Here is a 25,305-nt window from a genome sequence, read left to right on the forward strand (position 1 = left end):
ATTATTAGACCAGTCGTCTAGTTATTATTTCAAAAAATTCCCGTAGGACATTTCAACTACGGGAATTGTGCAATTAAGAGTTTAGTAGCGCTTTGGTTGTTTCTAGGCTGTGCTCAAGATGGGTATGATCTTGAACCAGCTTGTTAAGTAAACTTGCGCCAAGCCACTGTTGATATAGCTGTGTCGCTGTCGCGTGAGGATTTACCGCTGATATCGAGCCATCTTTAATACCGGCTTGAATGCATTGAGCGATCGATTCAATGATTCGCTCTGCGCCAGCTGCTAAAGCGACGCGCATAGTCTCAGACAAATCTGAAACCTCAGCACTGAGCTTTACGACTAAACAGCGGTTGGCATTACATACGCCGTTTTCCACTTCAAGCCAGCGTGAGAAATAACCCATTAATCGTTCGTTAGCATTACCTTCTTCAGAGTTAAAAAATGCATTCAGTCGCACAAGATAGGTTCTGAAGTAATCTTCGATTAAGGCTTCGCCAAATTGCTCCTTAGACTTGAAGTAGTGATAAAAAGAGCCTTTGGGTACATCCGCGGCTTTTAATAGTTGCGACAAACCAACAGCCGTAAAGCCTTTGGTCACCACTAATTCATAGCCCACATTGAGTATATGCTGGCGAGTATCGTTCGTCTTTTCGTTCATGGTCTGAACTATAAATGAAATTAGACCAGTCGTCTAGTGGTGCGTATTGAGGATATCTGAGAAAAAGCGCTCAACTTGAGGGAGTGAGCGCTTGTATTTGAAGCGTACGTGCTTGTTTTAGTATGGGCCCATCCACATGTCTAACATCACGCGAAGTACATTCATTGGTAGCCAATCATCATATCCATGCCAGTGCGAGTATTTTTCTAACTGTATTTTGCTTGGAATTTCTTCAAAAGGTGTCCCTTTTTGGAATTCAGCGATAATGGCTGCTTCTAGATCTTCGATATATTCGCGCTCAAGGGTCACATCTTGCTTAGTCCCAAGAGGAGAATTTGAGTGAGAATGAGAGAAAATCGCAGTGTCGAAATCCATTTTTTCAATCTCTGTTAGCGCTTTTTTCCAGCCTTGGATGTGGAAATCAGGAACAACAGTAAACATAACTCGCTCGGGGGTAACCAAGTCAGCGATGAAAGCCACTTTCTCTTTTGGGAGCAGTGTTACCGTCATACCCAATCCGTGGCTAGGTCCCATGTATTTCAGTACAATTGTTTTGTCTCCAACGATTAACTCTTTAGTCTCGCCAGACCACAGTTCAGTGGGTAACGTAAGGTCTGGATGAGGGTTTGCTTTCATCCATTGATAGGCTTCTTGGTGGGCAAGAACGGTAGCGCCTTCATCACGGAAAACCTTTCCGCCACCAGAATGGTCCCAGTGGTTATGGCTTTGAATCACGTAGCGAATTGGCTGGTCCGTAACTTCACGAATTGCGTTTAGCATTGCTTGGGAGTGTTGACTGTTTGCCGGGTCAAAAACAATGACGCCATCGCTACTTACGACAAACATCGAGTTGAATCCATACCCTTGCGTGTATTGATAAACGCCTTTAGCTGCTTGGGTGACTTGAGTTGTTGCCCAAGCACTGGGGGCTAATACCAGACTCGTAAAAACTAGAGTCATTAAAATTCTGCTTTTCATAGTTACATCCTCATGTGTCGCTTTGTATTGATGAAGCTAATTTTGTATGGTTCTCGATTAGTTTACTAGATGGATAAATTGAATTACTCTGTTCTCAATAAGTGAACGGATGGGCAAGGTATGGAAGAATTAAAGCGGATAGGAGTTTTTACTAAGGTTGTTCAAGCAAAAAGCTTTTCTGAAGCTGCTCGAAGGTTAGGTATCGCTAAGTCGGCGGTAAGTAAACATATCCGGTTATTGGAGCAAGAAGTCGGAGTTAGATTGATCAACCGATCAACACGTAAATTGAGCCTCACTGAGGTGGGAGAAGTTTACTATCGTCATTGCCAGCAAATCGTTGATAGGGCTGAAATCGCGCTGAATGAGCTTCGCCAGTATCAAGACCAGCCTACAGGAACACTGAGGATTTCTAGCCCAGTCGCTTTCGGACGTGCCATGCTGATTCCGGTGATTAAAGAACTGCGTTCACTTTATCCTAGTTTAAATATTGACTTAGAGTTGAATGATGAAGTCGTCAATATGGTAGAAGAGGGGATCGATCTTGCTGTTAGAGTTGGGCAATTGAAAGACTCATCTTTAGTTGCCCGCAAACTATGTGACATTCCAATAGTCACGTTTGCTTCACCCGAATATCTTGCTGTTAACGGTACTCCGCAGCGGCCATTGGACTTGATTGAGCATCAATGGCTAGCATTGTCTTTTTTGCCAACACCTATCGTAGGTCAGTTCAAAGATAAACGAACGGGAGAGTTTGTTGAACATCGAATAAATAGCGGTCTAAAGAGTAACTCTATTGATGCAATTATTGATGCTGCTGCCCAAGGGTTGGGCATTTCAGCTTTAGTGAAAGCAACGGTAGAAGAACATCTCAAAGCAGGCCGTTTAGTTTCAGTGTTAAATGACTACGAGCTAGAGCCAAGAAGCGTTTACGCAGTTTATCCGCATCGAGAACACCTACCTCCTAAAGTGAGGGTGTTTATGGAGTTCCTAAAAAAACATTGCGAAAATGCTTCATGGGTATTAGATAATAAACCTTAAACTAGCTCATAGCTAATTTCGAACAAGGTGTCCGTGTTAGGATAGATTTCACGAATTAACTTTTTCAGCTTGGCTAGTTCAATGTACTCTTGCTGCGCATGAAACTCGTTAATGTCATCAAAGTGAAGCGGTTTCACAGACAAGATTTTAACCTCACACACTTTTTCATCAGTTTCTAGGGTGAAAACCTCAACCTTGGTGCCTGGTACGTAGTGAGACTCTGATTCATCGCGAATCGTTATGGTCTTCTTACCTGAGGCGACTAATGGAGTCAGAAACTCGAAGAAGGTGATTTTTGTTGGGGCAGTCATTTAATCTTCCTTTTGCTGACGCTTGTGTTTAGGTACATAATTCAAAATTGAAATGGGTACAGGTTTTCGTGGGGCGAATCCTTCAACTTCACGGCGCTCTATGAGATGGCCCAAGCGTGATTCGATCATGCAAAGGTTTTTGAAGTTGTCTTTGGATACGAAAGAAATCGCTTCACCTTGAGTATCAGCGCGACCAGTACGTCCGATACGGTGCACATACTCATCGGCAGGGAACGGCAAATCATAGTTAATCACACGCGTTAAACTTTCTATGTCGATACCGCGAGCGCCAACTCCAGTTGCGATCATGTACTTAATCTTACCTGCTTTGAAGTCTTCCAGAAGCTGTGAGCGAACCGCTTGACTACGACCACTGTGAAAAGCTTCAGCAATAATGCCGCGCTTTTCGAGCTGAGTGGCGAGCTTGGCTGCGCCGTGTTTTGTTTCGATAAATATCAGCGCTTGGTCCCATTCATTTTCATTGATTAGGTGGCTCAGTAGGGCAGATTTCTTGTCTTTATCGACGGTAATCAGCCATTGCTCAATGTTCTTCTTCGAGGCTTGATTGGCTGCAATGGAGATCTCGTAAGGGTCGTGTACCGCTGTTTTTGCTAGGTCTCGTACCTTGTTTGAAAGCGTGGCAGAAAACAGAAGATTCTGAATATCTGTTGGTAAGCGATCAAGGATTTTGTTGATATCATCAATAAAGCCCATATCCAACATGCGGTCTGCTTCATCTAGCACCAAGACTTCGACTTCTTCAAAATGTACCGCGCGTTTGCCGTACATATCAATCAGGCGGCCCGGTGTTGCAACGAGAATATCAACACCTTCGATCAATGCTTGTTTTTGAGATTGTTCGTCGACGCCACCGTACATGGCGAGAGAGGTCAGAGATAGGTGCTGACTGTAATCTTGAATCTTCTGTTCAACCTGAACGGCTAGTTCGCGAGTCGGAGTCAGAATTAGAGCCCGGATGCGCTTTTTACGTTGTGTTTCGCCTTGGCTAAGTTTCTCTAGAATAGGTAATACGAAGCTTGCGGTTTTACCTGTACCGGTTTGTGCCGCAGCAATCAGGTCTTCACCACGGAGAATGACTGGGATCGCTTTGGTTTGAATTTCGGTTGGCTTTTTATAACCAAGTTGAGAAATTGCGTCAGTGATGGGTTGGCTTAAGCCGAGTTTCGAGAAAGACATGCTTACACTCTGAATCTAGATTAAATCAGGGGGAGAGCCCCATAGTTGCAGCAGAGTGTAGCATGAAGAGGGTGACGACAATTAGCTTTGTTTTTCCAGATACCAACTGCCTTTGCAGATGCCGTTTTTTAAATGCCATTTACGTCGACTCTACGACCTATCCATGGCCCATCAAATTCGTGTGTAACAGCAAAATCTGGCAGCGAAGGTAATTTGGGGAAGGTATCAAGATTGCTTGAGCCGAATAGTTTAGATTGCTGACCGACAATAACAAAAATGCTGAAGCTAACAAAGAACGCGATAAGATGTAGCATCTTCATCAGTACTCCATCTGGATAACTTCAGTGGTAATTTCTGTTTTTACTGAGTTTGCAATAAAACAGTGCAGGTGAGCTAAATGATGCAGCTTTTTAAGCTGGTCGAGGCTAGGCTGTTTGTCACCAGTAAAGATGATTTTTGGACGCAGTATGACTTTACTGACGGAGCTTCTTCCTGATTGTTCCTCCTCGAGAAAACCGACCGCTTCATCAATATAACTGTCTATGACGTAGCGCTGTTTGGCGGCAATACCAAGAAAAGTCAGCATATGGCAGCTAGAAATAGAGGCGATAAAGGCTTCTTCTGGATCAACGTTCTCTTCTACTGAGAGCGGTAAAGGGACAACATCAGGGGAAGAGGAGGCGGGAACAACCACGCCGCCGTCGAAGTGCCACGTATGACCACGGCTATATTTATTGTCGTTGAAGGCTTCGCACGTGCCTCGTTGCCATTTTACTGCGGCGCTAAATTTAGACATATCGACCAATCCTTTGCGGGAATGTATTCGTGATAACTTTGGTCTAACATGAAGTAGTGCTAGTCTAGAAGGCTAATAATGTAAAACTACAGTGCGTCTCACAAGATTGATTAGAAAGCTCTACTCAAATGGTAGAGCTTCTCTTTAGCGGCTTAAGCGCTCGCTACTGTTTATATTTACCTTCAATCGAAGCTTGTCTGTATTCGTCAAGTTTACCTGCTGATTCCAGTTTGGCTAAACCGCGATTAAATGCTTCTAACAGTTCTTGGCTGCGTGGAGATTTTTTAGAAATGATCACGAAGTAATCTCGCTCCGTAAGCATCTTGCTATTAGGTTCAATCGCACCAGTGAGGCCAAGTTTGGTGATGGTTTCCATGCCGACGTCCATATCTTCCAAAACCACATCTAACCGACCTGCTTTGAGCTTTTTGTAGTTGTTCTCAGCGCTAGCGATACGTTGGATCTTCACCGTTCCGGCTTTTTCTAAATCTTCAATACCATAGGCGTAGCCAGTGACCCCCCCGACTTTCAATGCAGATAGGTCTTCGCGGCTGCTCCATGTTACAGGTTTGCTTTTTTGCTGAAATAGAGCGGTACTTAAAGTAATTACTGGATCGGAATAGAGGAAGTGTTGTTCGCGATCGGGGTTTTTACTCCAGATCAATGAACCGTCATAGTTACCCGATTTGGCTTCTTCAAATCCCCGCTTCCAGGGCATATAGTCAAATTCTACGCTGTAGCCTTCTGCCTCAAAGGCTTCTCGTACAATTTGTGTCATGAAGCCGCCCTCTTTGAGAGACTTAGATTGATATGGAGCCCACTCTCCATTGGCGAGCTTAACGGTGTTTGCATATGAGAAATTAGGCAGGGAAAGGGCAAAGATTAAAGCGACTAACTTGAAGCTTTGGTTGAACATGGCGTTATCCTCTAGAAAATGTCAGTACCTAAAGGATAGTTGCTGATATTCACATCACCAACGTAAGGTTGATGATATGAATAAGCGAAAGTTTAAAAGCTCTCTGATGCTTCGAAGGTCATTGGTTGTTTAGAATAGGGGTGTTCAAGCTTTAGGCGCTCGGCATGCAAGTGTAATCGGTCAGATTTTTCACCATACAAGGTGTCACCAACCATAGGCAAGTTAAGCCCTAAATGGTGAGCGCAATGAACTCGTAACTGATGAGTACGACCCGTTTTCGGGTACATATAGAGTTTGCTTCTACCATCGATAGTAGATATCTCTTCCCAAGAGGTTTGCGCCGGCTTACCGTGTTCAAAGCAAACCAATTGACGAGGGCGATCAACCGGGTCACCGCGCATTGGAAGATTGATTTCTCCACTGGGCTGTAATACTGCACCTTCAAGCAATGCTACGTAACGCTTTTGCACACTGCGAGAAATAAACTGTTTTTGCAGACTTTTATTGGCGCGCTTAGTTAAGGCAAACACCAATAAACCAGATGTCGCCATATCGAGTCTGTGGATGACAAAAGGCCCTTCGACATCAGGGTAACGCTCTTGAAGTCGGGTGTAGGCGGAGTCCGTGATGGTTTTTCCCGGCACAGATAACAACCCCGAAGGTTTATTTACAACGACCATGGCGTCATCTTCAAATAAGATCTCTAGTTCTTTATCTTCCGCCCAGTTTTCTTCGAGTGGATTGTCGTCAACCAACATTCCTTCAAGCATATGACCAAGGATCGGTTGGCATTTACTGTTACACGAAGGATAGAACTTGGTGTGCTGACGAATTTCAGACTTGGGTGAAACTCCCCACCAAAATTCTGCTAGAGCGAGCGGCTTAAAGCCATGCTTAAAGGCATAGTGGAGCAGTTTAGGCGCTGCACATTCACCTGCTCCTGCTGGTGGAATAGGAGAGGCAGTGGGCGCAAATATTGATTTTAGAGAGCGCTCTTCGCCGCGAATGTTTAAAAAGCAGTATTGTTCAAAAAGCTTGTTCTGCAAAGCATTAGAGAGCTGTTTACGTTTCTCTTTTAAATCATTCAGTGATGCCGTCAGTTTATCGAGTTTTGAGCTGACGCCAGCAATTTTCTCTTCCCACTCTAACTTTAAGTACTTAAGAACGTTTTTCTCAGCCACGCTTTGTTTACTCAATTCAATGAGTAGTGCATCAAGTTGGCTAGAGTTGAGGTTGGCTTCGCCTTGTTTTCTCTGTTCTTTTCGCTTAGCGCGCCCTTTAATAATCGCGTCACGTTGCTTTTGCTCCGCCTCGGCATAACCTTGTTTTAACTGATTTAATGCTTGTTTAAGCTGTATCAGTTCTGGATTTGATTGTTCTGTTTTAACCGCATGATTGAGCTGAGTGATCTCAGCGAGATCGGTTTGAAAGAAGCTCTCTTCCGCTAACATATCAAACACGGGTGGAACAAAACCGGGCAACAAGTTTTGATCGGCGATTTTGCCAGAGAACGCAGAGAAATAGCCTATTTCACCTTCAGGAGACTGAACGAGAAGCACGCCGAACATCTTACCTGTACCTTCTGGATTACCATCGATACCAAAATCATGACACCAAGCTTGCTGTACTGTGAGGTGGCGTTGCAACTGCTGCGCGGCTAGGACACACAGTGGGTGAGGCTGGTAGTAAAAAGGAAAGGTAAACTTCTCGGGTAGTGGATACGATTGGATATCACTATCGAAATGAGTGAAAAGCTGGTTTGGGTGGTGCATTAAAGTATTCACTACAGGTAAAATCAATTGAGCGTGATTCTACCTGTTTGTGAGCATATTTCTAGTTTAGAAAACTAGGTCAACAGACCCTAGCGAACGTAATTGATTTGCGCCGAAATAAACCAGTGCTGAACGGTGCCATCGGCCCTTTCAACCCAAAGGTCATTGTCTAACTGCTTCACACGACCATTAATCGTGATTGATAGTTTATTCTCATCCGTTTGGCTTACTTTGATGAAAGGGTCTGAAGTGATAAGAAACGGGGTCGCATCTTTTACCGAACTGTTTTCATCGATTAGAAAGAAGTGATTCAGTTTACCATCTTCGGGCTTGGTCGAGATTGCCTTGTGACCGATGAGCTTGAACCCTTCACCAACGGGTTGATTAAGAATTTCGCTACTGAGTCTGACATGGGTAGGGATAAAAACCCAAGCGAGAACAAGGGCAACAGTGACCAAGGCAGCGCCTAGAGAGATTTTGAGTTTCGACATGCTGTGTTATTGAGATGTTTGGAACAGAGGCATATTTTAGCACAGTTCTTTACTGCAATTCGCGCTAGGCATGGCGATTTGCTAAGTGGTATTACTGTTACAATTTTGCAATAATGACTGAAGTTTAACAAGACAATATTACAGAAATCACTATGGCAAATTGGGAAGGAGTGAGCGAGTTTGTCGCGGTTGCAGAAACTCAATCTTTCACCTCTGCAGCAAAGAAGCTCGATACATCGGTCGCGCAAATAAGCCGTAAAGTCGCTCTGTTAGAAGAAAGACTGGCCGTTAAGTTGTTCAATCGCACCACACGTAGAGTCTCGGTAACGGAAGCTGGGCAACTCTATTATCAGCAGTGTAAGCATCTCGTCGAAGGACTAGAACTGGCTGAACTGGCAGTTACTCAAATGCAGTCGACACCTAAAGGTCTGCTAAAAGTGACCGCACCAGTCACTTTCGGTGAACAAAACCTCGCGCCGTTATTACACCAATTTTTAGAACTCTATCCGCAAGTCGACTTGGAGCTAATGTTGACCAATCAAAAGCTTGATCTGATAGAGGTAGGCGTTGATGTCGCGATTCGTTTGGGGAAATTGCAGGATTCGAGCTTAATTGCCAAGCGTTTGTCGAGTCGGCAGTTGTATGTGTGTGCTAGTCCTAGCTATCTAGAAAGGTATGGCGAGCCGCATACTTTATCCGAACTCAACCATCATCAGTGTCTTGTTGGGTCGGTCGATTACTGGCGTTTTCGTGACTCTAAAAGTGAAAAATCGATACGGGTTTCGGGAAGAATACACTGTAACTCGGGCTATGCGTTGCTTGATGCAGCAAAACGCGGATTGGGATTAGTACAGCTTCCCGATCACTACGTGAAAGAAGCGTTAGAGGCAGGTGAATTAGTCGAGGTACTTTCGGAGTATCGTGATGAGCGAGAGGGGATCTGGGCACTTTACCCGCAAAACCGGAATCTCTCGCCAAAAGTCCGCTTGTTGATTGACTTCTTGGCGGAGAGTTTTAATTAATACCTATTGGGATAAATAGGTGAACAGGTGTATGTTCCGGTTGGTATAAAACCAAGAGAAGGCGCCTCTTGGTTTCGTCGAACAATAAACCCTTGTATTAAGCTTCTTGCTCTTCAGCGTCTTGGCGCTTAATCACCTTGTGGCCGTCCTCTGAAACACCTTGTTTCCAGTAGCTACTAATGTAGATGTTTTCGCGCTCGACTTCTTTCTCGTTGCGGAAGTACTGACGCAGCGCGCGCATTGAGTCGAACTCACAAGCACACCAAACGGACGCTTTACCAGCCAACCAAGGCAGATCGCTAACCACTTGTGCCAAGTCATCGTTATCAAATATCCATTGGACTTCAAAATTTTCTGGAGTTTCGATGGGTTGAATATCTTGCTCAGAGATAACTTTGATTACAGCGTAGCCCTGTGCATCAGCCGGGAGACGTCGAATCTTAGCCGATAGGGCAGGTAGGGCTGTCATATCTGCGGTCATAAAGAACCAATCCGCGTCTGTACTCATGTCTTGAATCGTGCCAGGGCCGGCAATATGAATGGAATCACCAACCTGAGCTTTCATCGCCCAGCGCGCAGCAAAACCGCATTTAAGATCGTGAGTGATGTGTTTAACAAAGTCGACCTCGATGGTTCCTGCTTGCTCGTCAAACTTACGAATGGTGTAAGTACGCATTACTGGACGCTCATCGCCTGATAACTGCGCCAGATCGGTTTCACCTGAGGGGCTAAACAGTAGCTTGATATAGCTACCCTCACAGTTATTTGGAAACTCTTTTAGCGCATCACCTTGAAAGGTAATGCGCTGCATGTTTTGAGTGACAGACGTTGTTGAAGATATGGTAACGTGCTTTGGCGATGGCTTTTTCATGTGCTAACCCGAGAAGTATTCTTGTTCTCATCTAGGTTAACAGCACACCACTTACTTAGATAGCATCTTTAACTAAATTTACATTCCTGACATCTATATCATAGGTAATGTAGAGCCGACCAATAACCCGGCCATCAGAATATTAAAACTGCGGACACGCAAAGCACTGGTTAGCCAACGCTGAAGTTCTCGGCCTGCCAAAATCCAAAATGAACCAGATGGGAAGTTGACCAACAAAAAGGTCGCGGAAATGATCAGTAATTCCATCCACCCGCCACCATTGCTATATAGAGTGACTGAACTTAGCGCCATAGACCAACCTTTTGGGTTTACCCACTGAAAACTGGCTGCCCCTAGGAATGTCATAGGGCGAAAATTATCGACGTCTTTTGCGCGTCCACTTAACGCGATTTTAACCGCCAAATAAGCAAGATAAGCCAAACTAACATACTTCAACACAAGGTGAGCGATTGGGTAAGCTTCAAACACCGCTGACAAGCCAAGCCCGACAAGCAAGACCATAAACGCAAAACCAAATGCGATTCCGCACATGTGAGGTAACGTACGCATATAGCCAACATTTGCACCTGAAGTCATTAGCATTAAGTTATTTGGCCCTGGAGTAAAGGTCGAGACAAAGGCAAATATCACAAGGGCAGTGAGTTGTTCGAATTCCATCAGATTTCCTATTTGTATAGTGAAAGCAATAATATTGCGTAGTAACGCTTGTCTTGACCGGTCAACCATTATATTAGGTGGAATTGTGCGCAATTATGTGTTTATCTTCGAACGATTAGGACTAATTGCGCAATAAAGGTGAGAAATGGATAAGTTCGACGAAAGAATATTGCAAGAACTCAAAAGAGACGGAAGAATCTCCAATGTGGAGCTAGCAGAGCGTATTGGTTTATCAGCTTCAGCCACTCTCAGGCGAGTCCAAGATCTTGAAAAACGCGAGGTGATTAAAGGCTATCGAGTCATGCTTGATAATAGCCAACTTGGTGTCGGCTTTGTCGCTTATGTCTCTATCGGCCTTGCCAGTCATCGAAAACAAGCCCAGCTAGAGTTCGAAGAACACGTCAGATTCGTTGATGAAGTCGTTGAGTGCCACAACATCACAGGCGCTAACGAGTATTTGCTTCGAGTCGAGACCAAGGATTTGCCAAGTTACAAGAAGTTTCACGCGGACGTGTTGGGTGAGTGCGCTCAAGTACAGTCAATCACAACTATGGTGGTTATGGATTCGCCCAAAGATGAGCGCTAGGTTTTTATAATCATGATTGTATTGCGTTTGTATTAAGTTTAACTGATTGATTTTATTTATTTTATTGTAATCAATTATCAATATAATCGACATTTAATCGTAATTGATTAGCAATCAAAACGTCATTCTGCCCATCTAATTTATCTCGCATCAACAGTTCGAGCACAGAAGCTCATTCTAAATGTAAAGGGTAAATAAGATGAAAAAAACAGTGGCAGCGTCTGCAGTATTTGCAGCACTAGTATCGGGTTCTTCACTTGCAGCAACAGTGTACAAAGCTGATGGTACTGATCTTAAAGTTGGTGGTCGCGTAGAGTTTCGTGGTGACTTTATTGGTACAAGTAAAGGTGCGGAGATTAAAGGCACGATGGATGACAGCACTCGTGCACGTCTAAATCTGAAAGGTAAATCTGAGATTACTGAGGGTATGTCGGCTTTTGGTGTATATGAAGCAGAGCAAGATACGGGTAAAGATGAGTTTGAAAACCGTTACATGTACGCAGGTCTAGATTTTGATGGTCATGCACTGTCGTTTGGTCGCCAAGACATGGCGGCTGTTATCGTTTCAGACTTGACAGATATCACGGAGTTCTCTGGTGTTCAGCAGGTTATCAACTCCGCTAGCGATAAAGAAGACAGCGTAATCGCTTACCGCGGCGCGTTTGATGCGTTCCAACTAGAAGCTACTTACCAAGCAAAAAGTGATGAAGACACTGATGGGTATGGCATCTCAGGCCTTTATTCTGCGCCTTTTGGTCTGGATTTTGGCTTGGCTTTCTCTGGTGCTGATTTAGGTAAAGGCTTGGGCAGTCAATCACAGATTCTAGGCGGGCTAGGTTACACACTAGAATCACTATATCTAGGTGCAACCTACTCAGTGGGTGACCTTGACGACAAGGCAACTGGTACAACCGACAAAGAGTTCAAAGCACTGGAAGTTGCGGCACAATATAAGTTTACTAAACAGTTTTCAGCCGCAGTACTTTATACAAACCAAGAAAATGAAGCAGCAGATGGCACCAAAGCGGACAAAACTGATGGTGTTGAAGTCGTAGGTTACTACAAATTCAATGGTAACTTCCGTACTTATGTTTCCTACTTTTCAAACGGCATTAAGTCGACAGATGCAGACGCAGATGGTTTTAAAGACACGGGTGAAGATACACTTCGCTTAGGTGTTCGTTACGACTTCTAAACACAGAGTTGCCTGAAATTCTGTCTCGTTGGCCAAGCACTCGCTTGGACTTTTTGTTGTTTAAGCTGTCATCACTAAATTGAGTAGCGAAAGTAGCTTATTAAGACTGCTTCTTGGTGTTTTTGATAAATTTCTTGGAATACATGGCGATGAAAAAGCAATAAAATGTGACCTTGGATTTGAATAAGAGGATGCAAAAACGCAGTTTGCTCAGATATTAGTCAGTATTGTAACGAAAAGGATTGCGCAAACGGTTAGCAGGCTTTGAGTTAAGTAGTTGTTTTTAAGGAAGAAGAGCTAAAATTTGCTGAGAAAGGAGTAACTTAGGTATGCAACTTAGCCGAACTGTATCACAAAAAAATTAGAAATATCAGTCTTGCGGGAAATAAATCACGACCTATAATGCTGAAAACCGGAGCGTCTGCCAACGCTCCGGTTTTTTTGTGTCCGAAACTCAGTAAAGCGTCTGCCAACGTTTACCGAAAACGCACGACACGTAAATTTGCTTATAGGAAAATTTATCATGCGTATCGAACAAGAACTTAAGTTAGGCTTTAAAGATGTACTATTCCGCCCGAAGCGTTCTACTCTTAAAAGTCGTTCTCAAGTTGAATTAACCCGCAATTTTACATTCAAGCATAGTGGTCGTCAATGGTCTGGCACACCAGTAATTGCAGCAAACATGGATTCAGTCGGCAGCTTCGAAATGGCGAAGGCTCTAGCTGAACATGGCGTGATGACAGCAATTCACAAGCATTACACCGTAGATCAATGGGCTGACTTCGTAAAATCAGCTGATCAAAACACACTGAACAACGTGTTTGTGTCTACTGGTACTTCAGATGTTGATTTCGAAAAAACAAAAGAAATCATGGCGCTATCTGAAGATCTTATCTTCATCTGTATCGATATCGCGAACGGTTACTCAGAGCATTTAGTTGAGTACGTAGAGCGCGTTCGTGCTGCATTCCCAAATAAAGTGATCTCTGCGGGTAACGTTGTAACAGGCGACATGTGTGAAGAGCTAATTCTAGCAGGTGCAGACATCGTTAAAGTGGGTATTGGCCCAGGCTCTGTGTGTACCACTCGCGTTAAGACAGGTGTTGGTTATCCTCAGCTTTCTGCAATCATCGAATGTGGTGATGCTGCGCATGGCTTAGGCGGTATGATCATTGGTGACGGTGGTTGTTCATGTGCGGGAGATGTTTCAAAAGCCTTCGGCGGCGGCGCTGACTTCGTTATGCTAGGCGGTATGCTTGCAGGCCATGAAGAGTCAGGCGGTGAAGTGATTGAGCAAGACGGTAAGATGCTCATGAAGTTCTACGGCATGTCTTCTCAGTCTGCGATGGACAAGCACTCAGGTGGTGTGGCTAAGTACCGCGCAGCCGAAGGAAAAACCGTACTATTGCCATACCGCGGCAGCGTTCACGGCACTATCTCTGACATCCTTGGTGGTGTTCGTTCAACTTGTACATACGTAGGCGCAGCAAAGCTTAAAGAGCTAACTAAGCGTACGACTTTCATCCGTGTACAAGAGCAAGAGAACAACGTTTTCGGTAAAGAGTAATTCGATAACTCTTCGGAAAATACGAACTATCAAGAGCCGCTTTTAGCGGCTCTTTTTTTGCCTGAAAATCGTAAAGTGGCGACAAAGTGGCGACAGTCAGCGAAAAAATTTTTGTGGCGACGACTACAAGTTAGCGAGTGGGTTGTGAGTGATAGCTTCTGATAGGTGATCTGGGGCGAAGTGAGCATAGCGCATTGTCATACTGATATCTGCATGACCAAGGATATCTCGCAATACCAAAATGTTGCCACCATTCATCATAAAGTGGCTGGCGAATGAATGGCGTAGAACGTGCGAAGCTTGGCCAGAGGGTAGGGTAATGCCGAGTTTATTCTTAAGGATGTAGCAAAAGGGCGTGTAGCACTCTTCGAACAACTTACCTGAGGTTGGCTTATAGATCTCACGATAAAGCTCTTCAGTGATAGGTACAGAGCGATTCTTCTTAGTTTTAGTGTTGGTATAGGTGACTTTGTATTGAGTGAGCTGAGAGCCGTTAAGTTGCGCTGCCTCGTTCCAACGTGCACCGGTGGCAAGGCAAAGCTTAACTATCTTTATCATATCCTCTCTAGTGTGCAGAGCGACTAATTCCAATAGCAGGGCGATTTGCTCTTTATGTAAGAAAGCCATGCTACGCTCGTGATCTTTAAAGGGCTTAACATCCTCAATAGGGTTGGGGAGTTTCCATTCTCCCAGTTCCTTCAGCTTACTGAAAACAGCTTTAAACCTAGCGAGCTCTGAGTTCAGCGTAGCGATACTCGGCGCGCCTTTTTGCCAACGGTCATCAACAAAGCTGATTTGCCCATGCATTCGCTGACTGCGAAACTCTGAATACAACCTAGCGTTGAGAAGGGTAGCTAGTGGGTTATCCATAGCATCACACATCTTTTGCAGTTTGCTATAAATTACAGCTCCGTTAGCGAGCGTTGCACCATAGCGCGTAAACCAAATGTCGATAAGCTCTGTTAACCTTCTATGATCAGGCTTATCGCCTTCCCAAGGCTTGTCCTCAACTTCACGCATGACAAACCGCTCGTAGGCAGCTGCTTCACCTTTGGTGGCGAATCGCTTTCTTAATCGCTTACCAGAACGACCATTTGGGTAGCATTCACATAACCAAGGTTTTTTAGAACCATCTTTTAAGTTGCGGATAGACATAGCAAGATCTAAAGTAACTGTATGTATAAACAGTATAAATCGAGCTAATACGTAGCACAATGTTTAAAAACGGTTGAAGGGCACATGTTTTTCACTGCATAAGTTACGCTATTTCAATGAGTTCGAGTAAGCATCCACTGGACTTAAAGATGTACAAATCAATTCATGTAAGTGCTGGAAACAGCATCTTCAAAATCAACGCTGATGGACCTGCCTCGTTTAACAAAAGGAACAGTGGAAAGGTAACTGCTCTCCTGAGGCGAGGTAACCAGTTTTCTGCTCCGTTTGGTGGTTTTATAGAAGCAGGGAACATAATTGGTCTTCAGCGCGTAAAATTGATTAATGTAAAGCATTTGTGTACAGACGCTGATGCGGAGGTAGTTGAGTACGTAATTCACAAAAACCATTATGTGGTCGGAACCTACCGAAATCAGAGGCTTTACATTCTATTGTTTGAAGGTCAACCCAAGCATTACAAAGTGAAAGATATAGTCGAAGATGGGAAAAACAATGTAATTGACTTGTTTTGAAGCAAAATTGCGCTGCTTTTGATATGTAGCTCTTCATCATGTCTACAATAATTTGATGATCATTATTACTATTTATTGTTTCATCTCACCCTTGTATCCAATTGACTTAATTTGTTTATTATTGTTAATGCTGTTAATAAAAACAGCATGTTTGTATATACAGCTTTCGTGTAGTATAACGTTAGACAATGCTTACAACTGTAATGAGAGTGTATCTTATGAAATCAGAAAAACCTCGGAATCCTATACAGTTTATTCGCCCAAACCGAGACTATCACGCGCCCCCTGCTAACTTGACTGTATTTCATGCGCTTCAAAAGGTGAGAAGTAAGAAATTGGTCCAAGTGCTGCTGGATAATTGTTCGATTCAACGGATGGAAAGGATCTATGAGTATGCTGATAGTAAAAAGAGAGAAGCTACAAAAGAAGATGTAAAACTCTTTGGGTTAGCTCCATTATTAGAGTTACTTGAAAATGCCCCAATTGTAATAAGTGCTAGTGGGCTATGTGAGATGCCAGGAGGAAAGGTAGGTAAGGCACATCGTGCGTATGAAAGATTTTGTGCACAGTTTTGGCCTACCCACAGCGATGATAAAGCTGCTACTCACCATGCTGTACAAAAAGAGTCAATTGAGAAAAAAGTTAACTTTAATGAGCTCGATAATGATGCGCGAAGAGGTTATGGTCTGGCTTATCTAGCGTTCATGCATTATCAACAAATTTATCGTTGTTTTGGAAAACTCTCTCCAGAAAAGAAGTTTGAAGCTTATCTTTATGGAATGATTGAATATATTGATGTCCTTAGTGCGTTTGAGTTAGAAGTCGTTAAGTATTTGTTTTGGGATCCATCGCCTAAGGTTCTGGAAGGCTTGCCAATGAGCACAAGAAAGCGAAAGCAATTGATAAAACGAAACTTCGGAGGAGCTGGAACTAGAATCGAAAAGTGCCGCGAATTGGCGTTTGATCGAGCTATGGATGTGAATTGGTTGATAATGGGGAACATATCTGAAGACAACGGAAATGATATAGACGTATTTGGAGAGAGATTTGGTATTGAATGTTGGATAGGGACAACGGATGAAAAACTATTCGATATTTGTAAAGATATTCACTCTACCCCTGGACCAGATTCTTCCATGAATACTCTAGTCGTGGATCGAGAAGAAGAAATGAGCGAACTACCGTACTGGAGATATGTGGATGGGTTAGCTAAAGATGTTCTTTTTCAGCGAAACAGTGGTGAAAAAACGAGAGCCAGAACATTTGATTATTTACCTCGAATTGATGCTGCATTATCAGACATTGAGCGAAATCTTATTCGGAAGTTTGATACAATCCATTGTAGTATCTAGTAAAAAGGCCCCAACACTATGGGGCTTTTTTACTAAAAACCGTATGTATTTCTGTGCTTTGCTAGGTAGAAGATGTGTTCTTCAGTAAGCCCAGCAATCTTCGTATCTTCGCGAATGCCTAGGGCATTGAGGGTTGCTACTGATAGATGTTCACTTATTAAAAGTGAACCGTCATCTGCAAAGGAAATGAGCCCTTTATCAAACAGTTTGTCGACGTTGGGTACGAAAGGAAAACCGTTGTAACCATCGACCTTTTCATCATCATCGCTTAGTACCCAAGAAACGATGTGAGAAGCTATCAGCAGTTCAGGGAGTGCGACTTTCGTCACGGGACAAGTATTGTTCCAGATATCGAGCACTTCATCTCTAAATGCTCCTTGCCCAATACGCGCGTTGGAGCGAGCGCTACGAACACCGCCTTTGATTGCTTTGCGTTTCTTTCTGCGTTTCGTGCCGCTTGAAAACTTAGAAGGTTGCTTGAGTTGACCCAAGTGAGTACAGTCAATGCTCGACAGTACAATGCTCGCGACACTATTAGGTATGGCAACCATATAATTCTGTGCCGCATTTCCATCCACCGTGAAAAGCTTTGGTTCACATTTATCGTTAAAACGTTCGATACTGTGATGTTTAAACTCATCGGTTGAAACAGGGCGCTCCAATACAATAAGGTTAACGTCGACCTTGTTGCCTTCTTTCTTCCACTCATCGTAGGTTCTGCTTTCTGGCCTAGGAGCTGGATAAGCGTCGGCTAATGCCTGGGCAACGTATATGATTCGCTTGTTTTCATGACAAATAATGACATCGTTTTTCTTGATACTGGGTACGTGCCCCCAACCAGCCTTAACCGTCTTTTCTCCAGAAGCTGTATAAGTATGAGAAGGCGCCCATAGAAATTTGAAGTCTCGCACCTCTTTGTATGAAACCCCAAGATTGACCCAGTAATAAGCCACTACAAACCTTGAAAAATGTATGTAAGTAATTGAGTTATAGATCTTATTGCATAAATACTGTTTGTAGTAAACTGCTTGTGCGAAATGAGGAGCTATTAGTTTGAATAAATCAGATGAAGAATGTTTGAAAGAGGTCCAAGAGCAGTTCAATTCAGATATTGAAATGTTTGAAGACTTGTTAACAGAGTATGAAGTTGAAAATGATGAGCACAAACGAATGGTATTAGCTCGCGAAATTGCATTGATAGAACATTTGCAGCAAAACTTTAACTACAAAGGTGTTATTGGTGGAGATGGACAGCGTCAGTATATCCAGCAAAAAATACTGGACGAATTGTTCATGATGACAATACCAAAGAATGATGATGATATTCGAATTGGCTATGGTGGCGGTAAACCTAGGAATAGAATCCGCAAAAATAAGAAGGCAATGATATTACTAGGGCTTCCAGCTTCAGGAAAATCAACAGTTGCTCAGGTCATGTCTGATATGCAAGGCGCTTACATTGTTGATTCTGATTTTGCAAAACGAAAATTTCCCGAATTAGCTTTCCCGAATGGTGCGGGGTGGACTCATGATGAATCGGATGACCTAGTCCATGGTGGTGATGGTAGTTATGACTGTGTTCTTGTGCGTTGTTTAATAGATGACGTAAATATGGTTATTCCGAAGGTAGGAGCGAATGCAGATTCAATACGAGAGGTCTATCAAATACTAAAAAGCTATGGTTATGACATTTCTTTAGGCCTAGTTTGGCTTGAGCCTAAAGAAGCTTTAAAAAGAGCTATCAAACGCTATCAGAAGTCTAAACGATACGTGCCGATATCAAAGATTATCCAAGACGAAAATGAGACATCTCCAAAAGAAGTTTTCGAGTTACTTGTTAATGAACTGGATCTAGAAAGCCATGTGTATCTGTGTAGTGAAGTTGATTATGGTGAGCCATGCGACATAATTGAGATGACCGATGATTGCATTTGGTGGTAATTAGGACCTATACTAATGCGTATATTGGAGGACAACTTATGACAAGAGCAGAGCGAGTTGCAGCAGCGAAGGAACGCTTGTTTAGCCGATATCCTGATCGCGATGAACAAGAAGTTAAGCGCATGGAGTCTTTTAAGGGTTTGACAAAAGAAGAACTTAAGGAACGTTTCCAAAAAGCAGCTGAAGAACGTGGAGTTAGAGTTGCTCAAGAGCGCGAAGAGCAAGAAGCTGAAGCTCATTAGTTTATTTGTATTAGTTCCGACTAGATCTGACACTTCAATTTGAAAAGAAGAGAGTTACCCACTTTGATTAAAGGTGCTGAATCCGTAATCAAAGACAATAAGAGGTAACTCTCATGCTTCATACTAGCAACCCAATCATCAAACACAAAGCTGGCCTACTCAATCTTGCGGAAGAACTCGGCAATGTATCAAAAGCCTGCAAGGTCATGGGTGTATCAAGAGACACTTTCTATCGTTATCAAGAGTTAGTTGAAACTGGTGGTATCGATGCTCTGATTAATCAAAGCCGTAGAACACCAAATCTGAAGAATCGTGTCGATAGTGAAACTGAACAAGCAGTTCTCAAGTACGCCATCGACTTCCCTGCACATGGTCAAGTCAGAACAAGCAATGAACTGCGTAAACTTGGTGTATTTATCTCGCCTAGTGGCGTTCGTTCAATCTGGCTTCGTAATGACTTAGAAAACTTCAAAAAACGCCTTATTGCCTTAGAAAGACAGGTCGCTGAAAACGGTATCATTCTAACGGACGAGCAAGTTGCAGCCCTTGAGCGCAAGAAACATGATGACGAGGCTTGTGGTGAGATAGAAACCGCGCACCCAGGCTATCTCGGCTCTCAAGACACGTTTTATGTTGGTAACCTTAAAGGTGTTGGACGCATCTATCAGCAGACGTTCGTTGATACCTACAGCAAAGTCGCCTTCGCTAAGCTCTACACGACAAAAACACCAATCACCGCAGCGGACATGTTGAATGACAAGGTTCTACCGTTCTTCGAGGCTCATGAGCTGCCAATGCTGCGAATCCTGACTGACCGTGGTACAGAATACTGTGGCCGTGTTGAACAGCACGATTACCAACTCTATCTTGCCATCAATGATATCGACCACACGAAAACTAAAGCGATGTCGCCACAGACAAATGGTATCTGCGAACGCTTCCACAAGACCATATTAAATGAGTTCTACCAAGTGACATTCAGAAAGAAACTGTATGGTTCAATGGAAGAGTTACAGAAAGATCTGGACGAATGGATGGACTACTACAACAATCATCGTACTCATCAAGGAAAAATGTGCTGCGGGCGAACGCCAATAGAGACATTAGAGGATGGGAAATCAATCTGGGCTGAAAAGAATCTAGCCCAGATATAATCTGACAGGCACCGAGTCGAAAAGTGGGTAACTGTCAGATCAGGTCTGAATTAGTACAGTTTATTAAATTGCAAAAAAAAGCACCTCAGGGTGCTTTTTTTTATTTCTTTGGTCCGTAGTGCTGATTTAGGCCACCATCAAAATAGTATTTGCGTTTTACCCAAACAAAACCATCTCCTTTAGAAATAACCGCCACATCAATGGGGCCGCCGACGGTGTCACTGTCATTAGATACTTTACGTTTAAAGGCTGTTAGGTTTATGAGAGATTCCGCCATGTATGCCATTTCATTTTTCGGAAGGTGCTTGATCATATCTACAACTTTCATTACGTAGTTGTCTTTTACGAAGCTTACTGTGCTTTCAGCTATATCTGAATAGGTGTTAGTAATCTTATTATGATAATTAGCCTTATGTTCTGCTTGTTCGGCTTCAGGGTAGGCTTGTTCAATCAGTTCATCAACTACGTCTAAAGAGCCTTGGTATAGTTCGAGAGCTTTTTTGTTAAAATGCTCCCTTATACGACGACTCGCACCTTGCATGAAAGTATCAACTTCCTCACGTTGTGCAAATGCTTGTAAACCAGCTGTAGCTTTCGCTGATATGCCATCTGGCTTTTTATCGTAGTATTTCAGTTTACCCTCATAAACGCCATAAACATCAAAATTGTACATTTGAGGCAAGTACTCGTCTTCGCCATAACCTGCGAATACTAACCCTGTTGTATCGTCATAAAACATATCAAGCTTAGTAATCCGAAGTGCACATAGCTCAATGAAGCTTTTCAAAGGCTCTTGGTCGGCGGTTTCGTCTAGATTGAAGAATTTATTGAAAAGGGCAACTGCAAGATCTTTACAGTCATTCTGGGCTGGTACTAAATCATCTCCATCGAATCCATCATAGAAATCTGAAGTGGAGTTAAAATTATGAGTTAGCTCATCTACTGCTTCATGAAAGTTGTGAATCTCGTCTGCGGTTACTGCCTCATCCGGTCGAGATAAACCTGCAAAATCAATGATTTTGTCGAAAGTATCTCCGATAATGAATTCTAGGTAGTCGTTATACTCACCTTCTATAGCTTCGAAAGGTAGCTTCTTGAAAAACTCCTCAGTAAAGGTGAAGAATGACTCAGCATATTTTTTTAATGTTGGGAAGGGAGTTTCACCTAACTTAACTCGATGCTGTTTGACGATTAATTCCCAAGGAATTCCTAAAATATCGCTTGAACCATAGATCATAAGCCCCACAGGGTGATGCTTAGTAATAGCAAACAGCTTTTCAGCGTTATTGTATATTTTGTGCGGTGCTTGACCTCTGCTGATTGATACAGCAGAGTCAGCGGCTAGAGTGATAGCTGAACGATTATAAATAGCAACTTCTGCTGTCATTATTTCTTCTCCATGGCCAACGCTACACGCCCAACAACCTTAACCTCATCTTCTTCAACAGTAAGAGTTGAGCCATTGAAGCTGATCGCCAGTTTCTTACCTGGTAAACGTTGAATCTCGTTTAGAGAGAGTAGGCCGTCCATATCAACTAGGTATGTGCCGCTTACTGCCTGACTAGACTCTTTGTTTACGAGGTAGGTAACAGATTCGCCTTTTAATGCCAGTACGTTTACAACACCAAGTTCCTCGAGCACCGCCTTATCCAAAGCAAGTGTGCCTTGCTTAACTAGTTTCCCTTCCTCTATTCGAAAACAGTCGGCATCAAAAATTATCTTAGCTTCGTTTTTCTTTGAAATATGAGTGTGCTCATTTGGGCTTTCATATGGTTCGCCCTCACCGAGTGTTAGCCATCTTATGGAGATGCCTGTTTCCAAATGCAATCGAATTACAATTTCGTAAGGGACTAAGTTTCTATGTCGCCATGTGCCAACGGTTGATTTAGGCAAACCAAAGGCATCAGCTAACGCTTGGTTGGAACTGGTGTTTGTGGCCTGCATCAATCTTTCGATAACTTCTTTCCCACCAACATATTCCGGCGGTCGAACTGGGAATTGACAAGATTCCATATGCGATCATTCATTCCAAATGAAATCGGGTGCGAGCTGCAACTCAATCACCCGAAATTAAACAATCAATAACTTACAAGGATACCACCATGCTTTCATATCAAGTAGTCCTAAATACGCCTTTCATGACCTATGACCAATACTCGCAGTTCTCTGGTATGCCTAAGCGCACCATTATGGACTGGGTTTCTGACGGTCGCTTACCTATCAAAGCCAAGTCTAAACCTAAAGAAACGCCGTTCATTAACATGGTTGCTTTGTTAGAAATGGCAACACGTGAAGCAATGCAAAACCTCGGTTAAGCAGCAGTTTCTGAACCTTGGTTGTTTTTTCATTTTCATCTCCTTGGTATGCAAATGAGTATTGGCTATGAACGAAAGTGACTCAATGTGCGAATTTATTGGCGCGAAACAATTGGCATTTAACGAAGCGTGTTGTGCATTTGCGAAGTCAGAAAACATGACCAAGCTGGCAGAAGGCATAGGTATGAGCCCAACAATGCTTCGCAATAAGCTAAATCCAGAGCAACCTCATGTCTTAACGTGTGTAGAGCTAATAGCGATTACTAAAGCCAGTGGCAATCACACCATGGTAAACAGTCTACTTCTTGGGTTGGGTGTTGTTACTGCCCATATACCGCTTGATGCAACTGAAGAAACCTTTATCAAACGTGCATTAGAGAACTCGATTCACTCGGGTGACCTGTCTCAAATGGCGTTAGACCAAGCCGGAAACGTACGCTTAAGCCGCTCAACTAAACACAACATTATTCAGAAAGCCCAAGCCAGCATTGGCAATCTTGTGCTTTTGATTAGTGATCTCGAAGAACGCACTAAAGGCGTGTCTCCCTTTTTAGCTATGGGAGTGGATTTTGTTGCCAACGGTGCGCCAGTCCCCGGACTGAGTTAACTGAAGAAAACAGAAAGGAAGTTTCAACATGATTACGATTGAACTCAACACTCTGGAAGAATGTATTATCACCGTCAATACCAATACAAGAGCCAAGTGATAGAGAACGAGATGATTATCTTAGTACATTGTCAGACTATTTAGCTGGACGACTATCGTTAAAGGAGTTTCAAAGGTGCAGCTATGGCGAGATCTTAATGAGTTGAAAGCGAAGCTACCAAGTTGGCAAAGGGTAGTCTCGTACAATGAGGCTACCCATACCGCTAAGCTGTATAAGCAATGACGGTTTCTAACATTTGAGCAATCTGATTGTTTTGCTCTTCGCCGGCTAATAGTTCAACTAAAGAAAGCGCAGCTATAGTAAGTAACTTAAAGGCAATTTTGTCCAAAATCTGCTCGAAAAGTTTGTTACAGAAGTTGCCTAACCAACTGGCTATGGTGCTTTTGAAGTTTTTCATATCTCATTGTCCTTATGAGTTTCACAAACATCTAGTTGAATGCTGCGCACTTTAGGAATTAAATATGACAGTTGTGTTTCACTTCGTTGAACCCTATATGACAGGTATTCAAAATACATGCAGGAGGCTGTATAAACATACAGTATAATTTCAATGTCATTGGTAAGGATATTGATATGTCTAATAAAAAACAGCTTTTCCAGCAAGCACTGGAGCTAATTCTCGACGGGGTCGCATTGAGTACTAACGGTGGAAACCGAGCCCAAGCAGGTGCTTACTTAATGGGATTAGTTGTTGCTGACAATCAAGGTGAACTTGATAACGAGAAAGTGGAAGCCATCAAGGCCATTATCGAAATGGCTGACGAAGTCGAAAGCCCGTATTGCTACGTCCAGAGCGATGAGTAAAGAAACTCGTGAAGCATATCGCTAGTGCCTCAACCTAAACTGTGGCACAGTCTTTGTCATTTACACATCCGTTCACCGCATTATCGAACCTAGCGGAGATAAACCTGATCCAAATCTCCAACCTGAGTTATGTAAAGGAGATTTGAACCAGATGGAGATGTTTTTAGCAGATACGAAAGGGTGATTACTTATACATCCGAATAAGTATCCCTTTATTTGATAAACCCTAGTTGGCGGCCTAAATTTCTTAAGTTGAGTGATTGAGGCTGGATTCTTACCAAACTCTCAATCTCGTCCTTATCTATACCAGAAATTAAGGATTCATCTGGTGGATCGAAAGCCCCAATACCTCGGTAGTAGTTGAGTTGTTTTTCGGCGTTGAGTTCAACGAGGTTGGACTCAAAGTTAATAGTTTTCTCATTATGGCACGTGTAAAAGTTGCGTTGATAAACGTACAGCGCAACAGCTTTCTTTTCTTCCAAAGATAGGCTGTTAAACCAGTTATTTGTGACAAATTCGTCTTGGCTAGCGTGCTCTAATTCAATACACTGGTTATAGTTTTCTTCCCAATCAGCGCTCAGTTGCTCTGCATTTTCTGTTGGTGATGTGCATCCCAACAAAGAAGCCATGAGTGCTACGTTACAAAGCTGCTTCACTTACGCATCCCCAAAATTTTTGTTCATTACCAGATGTATACCAAGTCATCGGCTCTGCAGTCTTTCTAATTCTGTCTCGAACGACTTTGGGGGCAGCTCCCATACTATTGGCGTACTGTTCCCAGTCATATTCTCTGATGTTGATTCCGGTTTCAAAAGCGCTTTTCGTCACCCCAGGGCTAAAAAAGATCTGATAAACAGGAATAGACGCAAGTGCAGTCGAGAACCAGCTACCACTTTCCATAATACCGCGAATTTCTGCAATGGCACTTTTGCTTTTCTGTGTAAGCTTGGTGGTGCCGATGTAACAATTACCTAAAGTTGCCATATAACTAACGTCTTCATTATTGAAAGAAGGGCGCGATTATAAAATCAATTGCTTAATGTTGTAGTAGTCTATGGGGCAAACTGG

General features: G+C 43.1%; 31 protein-coding genes and 1 pseudogene. 14 read left to right on the forward strand and 18 right to left on the reverse strand.

The genetic code is table 11. The features are described from left to right. Positions 1–73 precede the first annotated feature (73 nt). Positions 74–658: a TetR/AcrR family transcriptional regulator gene (locus APB76_RS07910; protein ID WP_054962159.1), complete on the reverse strand. Its 585-nt coding sequence runs from the start codon at positions 656–658 to the stop codon at positions 74–76. Positions 659–775: 117 nt separating this feature from the next. After that, positions 776–1,636: an MBL fold metallo-hydrolase gene (locus tag APB76_RS07915; RefSeq protein ID WP_054962160.1), complete on the reverse strand. Its 861-nt coding sequence runs from the start codon at positions 1,634–1,636 to the stop codon at positions 776–778. Between the two features lie 120 nt (positions 1,637–1,756). Here APB76_RS07915 and APB76_RS07920 point away from each other — a divergent pair, with 120 nt between their 5' ends. Beyond that, positions 1,757–2,674, forward strand: coding sequence for a LysR family transcriptional regulator (locus APB76_RS07920; protein WP_049846018.1), 918 nt, complete (start codon positions 1,757–1,759; stop codon positions 2,672–2,674). Here APB76_RS07920 and yqfB read toward each other — a convergent pair. The 7 genes from yqfB to APB76_RS07955 all read right to left on the reverse strand — a co-directional run bounded on the left by yqfB (position 2,671) and on the right by APB76_RS07955 (position 8,157). Next, positions 2,671–2,985, reverse strand: a complete 315-nt coding sequence (gene yqfB, locus APB76_RS07925) for a N(4)-acetylcytidine aminohydrolase (protein WP_049846019.1) — start codon at positions 2,983–2,985, stop codon at positions 2,671–2,673. The genes APB76_RS07920 and yqfB overlap by 4 nt on opposite strands. Continuing rightward, on the reverse strand, positions 2,986–4,182 hold the full coding sequence (locus tag APB76_RS07930) for a DEAD/DEAH box helicase (RefSeq protein WP_054962161.1): 1,197 nt from the start codon (positions 4,180–4,182) through the stop codon (positions 2,986–2,988). 128 nt (positions 4,183–4,310) lie between these two features. Then, positions 4,311–4,502 carry a hypothetical protein gene (locus tag APB76_RS07935; protein ID WP_237767890.1) on the reverse strand — a complete coding sequence of 64 codons (192 nt, stop codon included), beginning with the start codon at positions 4,500–4,502 and terminating at the stop codon, positions 4,311–4,313. Further along, on the reverse strand, positions 4,502–4,978 hold the full coding sequence (locus APB76_RS07940; RefSeq protein ID WP_054962162.1) for an OsmC family protein: 477 nt from the start codon (positions 4,976–4,978) through the stop codon (positions 4,502–4,504). Before APB76_RS07940 ends, APB76_RS07935 begins: the two co-directional genes overlap by 1 nt. A gap of 163 nt (positions 4,979–5,141) precedes the next feature. Further along, positions 5,142–5,894: a substrate-binding periplasmic protein gene (locus tag APB76_RS07945; RefSeq protein WP_054962163.1), complete on the reverse strand. Its 753-nt coding sequence runs from the start codon at positions 5,892–5,894 to the stop codon at positions 5,142–5,144. 92 nt (positions 5,895–5,986) lie between these two features. Beyond that, on the reverse strand, positions 5,987–7,666 hold the full coding sequence (locus tag APB76_RS07950; RefSeq protein WP_054962164.1) for an RluA family pseudouridine synthase: 1,680 nt from the start codon (positions 7,664–7,666) through the stop codon (positions 5,987–5,989). Positions 7,667–7,755: 89 nt separating this feature from the next. After that, positions 7,756–8,157, reverse strand: a complete 402-nt coding sequence (locus APB76_RS07955) for a hypothetical protein (protein ID WP_049846024.1) — start codon at positions 8,155–8,157, stop codon at positions 7,756–7,758. Between the two features lie 152 nt (positions 8,158–8,309). On the opposite strand from APB76_RS07955, the gene APB76_RS07960 reads away from it, so the two are divergent. After that, entirely contained in the window at positions 8,310–9,179 is an 870-nt protein-coding gene (locus APB76_RS07960; protein WP_049846025.1) for a LysR family transcriptional regulator, read from the forward strand. A 97-nt stretch (positions 9,180–9,276) separates the two neighbouring features. On the opposite strand, the gene APB76_RS07965 is transcribed toward APB76_RS07960, so the two are convergent. Both APB76_RS07965 and APB76_RS07970 read right to left on the reverse strand, forming a co-directional pair. Then, positions 9,277–10,050 (reverse strand): siderophore-interacting protein, encoded by a 774-nt coding sequence (locus APB76_RS07965; protein WP_054962165.1) that lies wholly within the window; start codon positions 10,048–10,050, stop codon positions 9,277–9,279. Between the two features lie 93 nt (positions 10,051–10,143). After that, positions 10,144–10,728 carry a LysE family translocator gene (locus APB76_RS07970; protein ID WP_049846027.1) on the reverse strand — a complete coding sequence of 195 codons (585 nt, stop codon included), beginning with the start codon at positions 10,726–10,728 and terminating at the stop codon, positions 10,144–10,146. A 145-nt stretch (positions 10,729–10,873) separates the two neighbouring features. On the opposite strand from APB76_RS07970, the gene APB76_RS07975 reads away from it, so the two are divergent. The 3 genes from APB76_RS07975 to APB76_RS07985 all read left to right on the forward strand — a co-directional run bounded on the left by APB76_RS07975 (position 10,874) and on the right by APB76_RS07985 (position 14,076). Continuing rightward, positions 10,874–11,314, forward strand: a complete 441-nt coding sequence (locus APB76_RS07975; RefSeq protein ID WP_004746945.1) for an Lrp/AsnC family transcriptional regulator — start codon at positions 10,874–10,876, stop codon at positions 11,312–11,314. A gap of 199 nt (positions 11,315–11,513) precedes the next feature. Next, on the forward strand, positions 11,514–12,509 hold the full coding sequence (locus APB76_RS07980; protein ID WP_054962166.1) for a porin: 996 nt from the start codon (positions 11,514–11,516) through the stop codon (positions 12,507–12,509). 523 nt (positions 12,510–13,032) lie between these two features. Continuing rightward, on the forward strand, positions 13,033–14,076 hold the full coding sequence (locus tag APB76_RS07985) for a GMP reductase (protein WP_054962167.1): 1,044 nt from the start codon (positions 13,033–13,035) through the stop codon (positions 14,074–14,076). Between the two features lie 123 nt (positions 14,077–14,199). Here APB76_RS07985 and APB76_RS07990 read toward each other — a convergent pair whose 3' ends face one another. After that, positions 14,200–15,231 (reverse strand): phage integrase, encoded by a 1,032-nt coding sequence (locus APB76_RS07990; RefSeq protein ID WP_054962168.1) that lies wholly within the window; start codon positions 15,229–15,231, stop codon positions 14,200–14,202. A gap of 149 nt (positions 15,232–15,380) precedes the next feature. Here APB76_RS07990 and APB76_RS07995 point away from each other — a divergent pair, with 149 nt between their 5' ends. Both APB76_RS07995 and APB76_RS08000 read left to right on the forward strand, forming a co-directional pair. After that, positions 15,381–15,761 carry a hypothetical protein gene (locus APB76_RS07995; RefSeq protein ID WP_054962169.1) on the forward strand — a complete coding sequence of 127 codons (381 nt, stop codon included), beginning with the start codon at positions 15,381–15,383 and terminating at the stop codon, positions 15,759–15,761. 218 nt (positions 15,762–15,979) lie between these two features. Continuing rightward, positions 15,980–17,113, forward strand: coding sequence for a hypothetical protein (locus APB76_RS08000; protein ID WP_054962170.1), 1,134 nt, complete (start codon positions 15,980–15,982; stop codon positions 17,111–17,113). 32 nt (positions 17,114–17,145) lie between these two features. On the opposite strand, the gene APB76_RS08005 is transcribed toward APB76_RS08000, so the two are convergent. Then, the gene (locus APB76_RS08005) at positions 17,146–18,066 is read right to left on the reverse strand and encodes an HNH endonuclease (RefSeq protein WP_054962171.1); all 921 of its coding nucleotides are present in this window, start codon (positions 18,064–18,066) and stop codon (positions 17,146–17,148) included. 100 nt (positions 18,067–18,166) lie between these two features. On the opposite strand from APB76_RS08005, the gene APB76_RS08010 reads away from it, so the two are divergent. The 3 genes from APB76_RS08010 (at position 18,167) to APB76_RS08020 (ending at position 20,450) form a co-directional block, all read left to right on the forward strand. Continuing rightward, on the forward strand, positions 18,167–19,054 hold the full coding sequence (locus APB76_RS08010) for a zeta toxin family protein (protein WP_054962172.1): 888 nt from the start codon (positions 18,167–18,169) through the stop codon (positions 19,052–19,054). Between the two features lie 38 nt (positions 19,055–19,092). After that, complete coding sequence (locus tag APB76_RS08015) at positions 19,093–19,296, forward strand: hypothetical protein (protein WP_054962173.1); 204 nt, start codon at positions 19,093–19,095, stop codon at positions 19,294–19,296. A gap of 113 nt (positions 19,297–19,409) precedes the next feature. Next, on the forward strand, positions 19,410–20,450 hold the full coding sequence (locus APB76_RS08020) for an IS481 family transposase (protein ID WP_054962174.1): 1,041 nt from the start codon (positions 19,410–19,412) through the stop codon (positions 20,448–20,450). Positions 20,451–20,550: 100 nt separating this feature from the next. On the opposite strand, the gene APB76_RS08025 is transcribed toward APB76_RS08020, so the two are convergent. Continuing rightward, entirely contained in the window at positions 20,551–21,837 is a 1,287-nt protein-coding gene (locus tag APB76_RS08025; RefSeq protein ID WP_054962175.1) for a hypothetical protein, read from the reverse strand. Continuing rightward, positions 21,837–22,463, reverse strand: coding sequence for a phage repressor protein CI (locus APB76_RS08030; RefSeq protein WP_054962176.1), 627 nt, complete (start codon positions 22,461–22,463; stop codon positions 21,837–21,839). The genes APB76_RS08025 and APB76_RS08030 overlap by 1 nt, the downstream gene beginning before the upstream one ends. A gap of 89 nt (positions 22,464–22,552) precedes the next feature. Here APB76_RS08030 and APB76_RS08035 point away from each other — a divergent pair, with 89 nt between their 5' ends. Continuing rightward, a complete protein-coding gene (locus tag APB76_RS08035; RefSeq protein ID WP_054962177.1) occupies positions 22,553–22,765 on the forward strand; it encodes a hypothetical protein in 213 nt (70 codons plus the stop codon). Between the two features lie 67 nt (positions 22,766–22,832). Then, a complete protein-coding gene (locus APB76_RS08040; protein WP_054962178.1) occupies positions 22,833–23,372 on the forward strand; it encodes a phage regulatory CII family protein in 540 nt (179 codons plus the stop codon). A 263-nt stretch (positions 23,373–23,635) separates the two neighbouring features. Here APB76_RS08040 and APB76_RS08045 read toward each other — a convergent pair whose 3' ends face one another. Next, positions 23,636–23,830, reverse strand: coding sequence for a hypothetical protein (locus tag APB76_RS08045; protein ID WP_054962179.1), 195 nt, complete (start codon positions 23,828–23,830; stop codon positions 23,636–23,638). 176 nt (positions 23,831–24,006) lie between these two features. Here APB76_RS08045 and APB76_RS08050 point away from each other — a divergent pair, with 176 nt between their 5' ends. Continuing rightward, positions 24,007–24,237 (forward strand): hypothetical protein, encoded by a 231-nt coding sequence (locus APB76_RS08050; protein ID WP_054962180.1) that lies wholly within the window; start codon positions 24,007–24,009, stop codon positions 24,235–24,237. After that, positions 24,230–24,421 (forward strand): annotated as a pseudogene (locus APB76_RS23260) (ogr/Delta-like zinc finger family protein). Before APB76_RS08050 ends, APB76_RS23260 begins: the two are co-directional and overlap by 8 nt. 28 nt (positions 24,422–24,449) lie before the next feature. Here APB76_RS23260 and APB76_RS08055 read toward each other — a convergent pair. After that, a complete protein-coding gene (locus APB76_RS08055; RefSeq protein WP_054962181.1) occupies positions 24,450–24,893 on the reverse strand; it encodes a hypothetical protein in 444 nt (147 codons plus the stop codon). After that, on the reverse strand, positions 24,877–25,221 hold the full coding sequence (locus tag APB76_RS08060) for a hypothetical protein (RefSeq protein ID WP_054962182.1): 345 nt from the start codon (positions 25,219–25,221) through the stop codon (positions 24,877–24,879). Before APB76_RS08060 ends, APB76_RS08055 begins: the two co-directional genes overlap by 17 nt. Positions 25,222–25,305 lie beyond the last annotated feature (84 nt).

This window comes from Vibrio bivalvicida, assembly GCF_001399455.2.
Lineage (GTDB): Bacteria > Pseudomonadota > Gammaproteobacteria > Enterobacterales > Vibrionaceae > Vibrio > Vibrio bivalvicida.

What these genes read in the sequence shown, in the direction of transcription:
- APB76_RS07910 (WP_054962159.1), bottom strand. Translation starts at nt 658, where the DNA reads ATGAACGAAAAGACGAACGATACTCGCCAGCATATACTCAATGTGGGC.
- APB76_RS07915 (WP_054962160.1), bottom strand. Translation starts at nt 1,636, where the DNA reads ATGAAAAGCAGAATTTTAATGACTCTAGTTTTTACGAGTCTGGTATTA.
- APB76_RS07920 (WP_049846018.1), top strand. Translation starts at nt 1,757, where the DNA reads ATGGAAGAATTAAAGCGGATAGGAGTTTTTACTAAGGTTGTTCAAGCA.
- yqfB (WP_049846019.1), bottom strand. Translation starts at nt 2,985, where the DNA reads ATGACTGCCCCAACAAAAATCACCTTCTTCGAGTTTCTGACTCCATTA.
- APB76_RS07930 (WP_054962161.1), bottom strand. Translation starts at nt 4,182, where the DNA reads ATGTCTTTCTCGAAACTCGGCTTAAGCCAACCCATCACTGACGCAATT.
- APB76_RS07935 (WP_237767890.1), bottom strand. Translation starts at nt 4,502, where the DNA reads ATGAAGATGCTACATCTTATCGCGTTCTTTGTTAGCTTCAGCATTTTT.
- APB76_RS07940 (WP_054962162.1), bottom strand. Translation starts at nt 4,978, where the DNA reads ATGTCTAAATTTAGCGCCGCAGTAAAATGGCAACGAGGCACGTGCGAA.
- APB76_RS07945 (WP_054962163.1), bottom strand. Translation starts at nt 5,894, where the DNA reads ATGTTCAACCAAAGCTTCAAGTTAGTCGCTTTAATCTTTGCCCTTTCC.
- APB76_RS07950 (WP_054962164.1), bottom strand. Translation starts at nt 7,666, where the DNA reads ATGCACCACCCAAACCAGCTTTTCACTCATTTCGATAGTGATATCCAA.
- APB76_RS07955 (WP_049846024.1), bottom strand. Translation starts at nt 8,157, where the DNA reads ATGTCGAAACTCAAAATCTCTCTAGGCGCTGCCTTGGTCACTGTTGCC.
- APB76_RS07960 (WP_049846025.1), top strand. Translation starts at nt 8,310, where the DNA reads ATGGCAAATTGGGAAGGAGTGAGCGAGTTTGTCGCGGTTGCAGAAACT.
- APB76_RS07965 (WP_054962165.1), bottom strand. Translation starts at nt 10,050, where the DNA reads ATGAAAAAGCCATCGCCAAAGCACGTTACCATATCTTCAACAACGTCT.
- APB76_RS07970 (WP_049846027.1), bottom strand. Translation starts at nt 10,728, where the DNA reads ATGGAATTCGAACAACTCACTGCCCTTGTGATATTTGCCTTTGTCTCG.
- APB76_RS07975 (WP_004746945.1), top strand. Translation starts at nt 10,874, where the DNA reads ATGGATAAGTTCGACGAAAGAATATTGCAAGAACTCAAAAGAGACGGA.
- APB76_RS07980 (WP_054962166.1), top strand. Translation starts at nt 11,514, where the DNA reads ATGAAAAAAACAGTGGCAGCGTCTGCAGTATTTGCAGCACTAGTATCG.
- APB76_RS07985 (WP_054962167.1), top strand. Translation starts at nt 13,033, where the DNA reads ATGCGTATCGAACAAGAACTTAAGTTAGGCTTTAAAGATGTACTATTC.
- APB76_RS07990 (WP_054962168.1), bottom strand. Translation starts at nt 15,231, where the DNA reads ATGTCTATCCGCAACTTAAAAGATGGTTCTAAAAAACCTTGGTTATGT.
- APB76_RS07995 (WP_054962169.1), top strand. Translation starts at nt 15,381, where the DNA reads ATGTACAAATCAATTCATGTAAGTGCTGGAAACAGCATCTTCAAAATC.
- APB76_RS08000 (WP_054962170.1), top strand. Translation starts at nt 15,980, where the DNA reads ATGAAATCAGAAAAACCTCGGAATCCTATACAGTTTATTCGCCCAAAC.
- APB76_RS08015 (WP_054962173.1), top strand. Translation starts at nt 19,093, where the DNA reads ATGACAAGAGCAGAGCGAGTTGCAGCAGCGAAGGAACGCTTGTTTAGC.
- APB76_RS08020 (WP_054962174.1), top strand. Translation starts at nt 19,410, where the DNA reads ATGCTTCATACTAGCAACCCAATCATCAAACACAAAGCTGGCCTACTC.
- APB76_RS08025 (WP_054962175.1), bottom strand. Translation starts at nt 21,837, where the DNA reads ATGACAGCAGAAGTTGCTATTTATAATCGTTCAGCTATCACTCTAGCC.
- APB76_RS08030 (WP_054962176.1), bottom strand. Translation starts at nt 22,463, where the DNA reads ATGGAATCTTGTCAATTCCCAGTTCGACCGCCGGAATATGTTGGTGGG.
- APB76_RS08035 (WP_054962177.1), top strand. Translation starts at nt 22,553, where the DNA reads ATGCTTTCATATCAAGTAGTCCTAAATACGCCTTTCATGACCTATGAC.
- APB76_RS08040 (WP_054962178.1), top strand. Translation starts at nt 22,833, where the DNA reads ATGAACGAAAGTGACTCAATGTGCGAATTTATTGGCGCGAAACAATTG.
- APB76_RS08045 (WP_054962179.1), bottom strand. Translation starts at nt 23,830, where the DNA reads ATGAAAAACTTCAAAAGCACCATAGCCAGTTGGTTAGGCAACTTCTGT.
- APB76_RS08050 (WP_054962180.1), top strand. Translation starts at nt 24,007, where the DNA reads ATGTCTAATAAAAAACAGCTTTTCCAGCAAGCACTGGAGCTAATTCTC.
- APB76_RS08060 (WP_054962182.1), bottom strand. Translation starts at nt 25,221, where the DNA reads ATGGCAACTTTAGGTAATTGTTACATCGGCACCACCAAGCTTACACAG.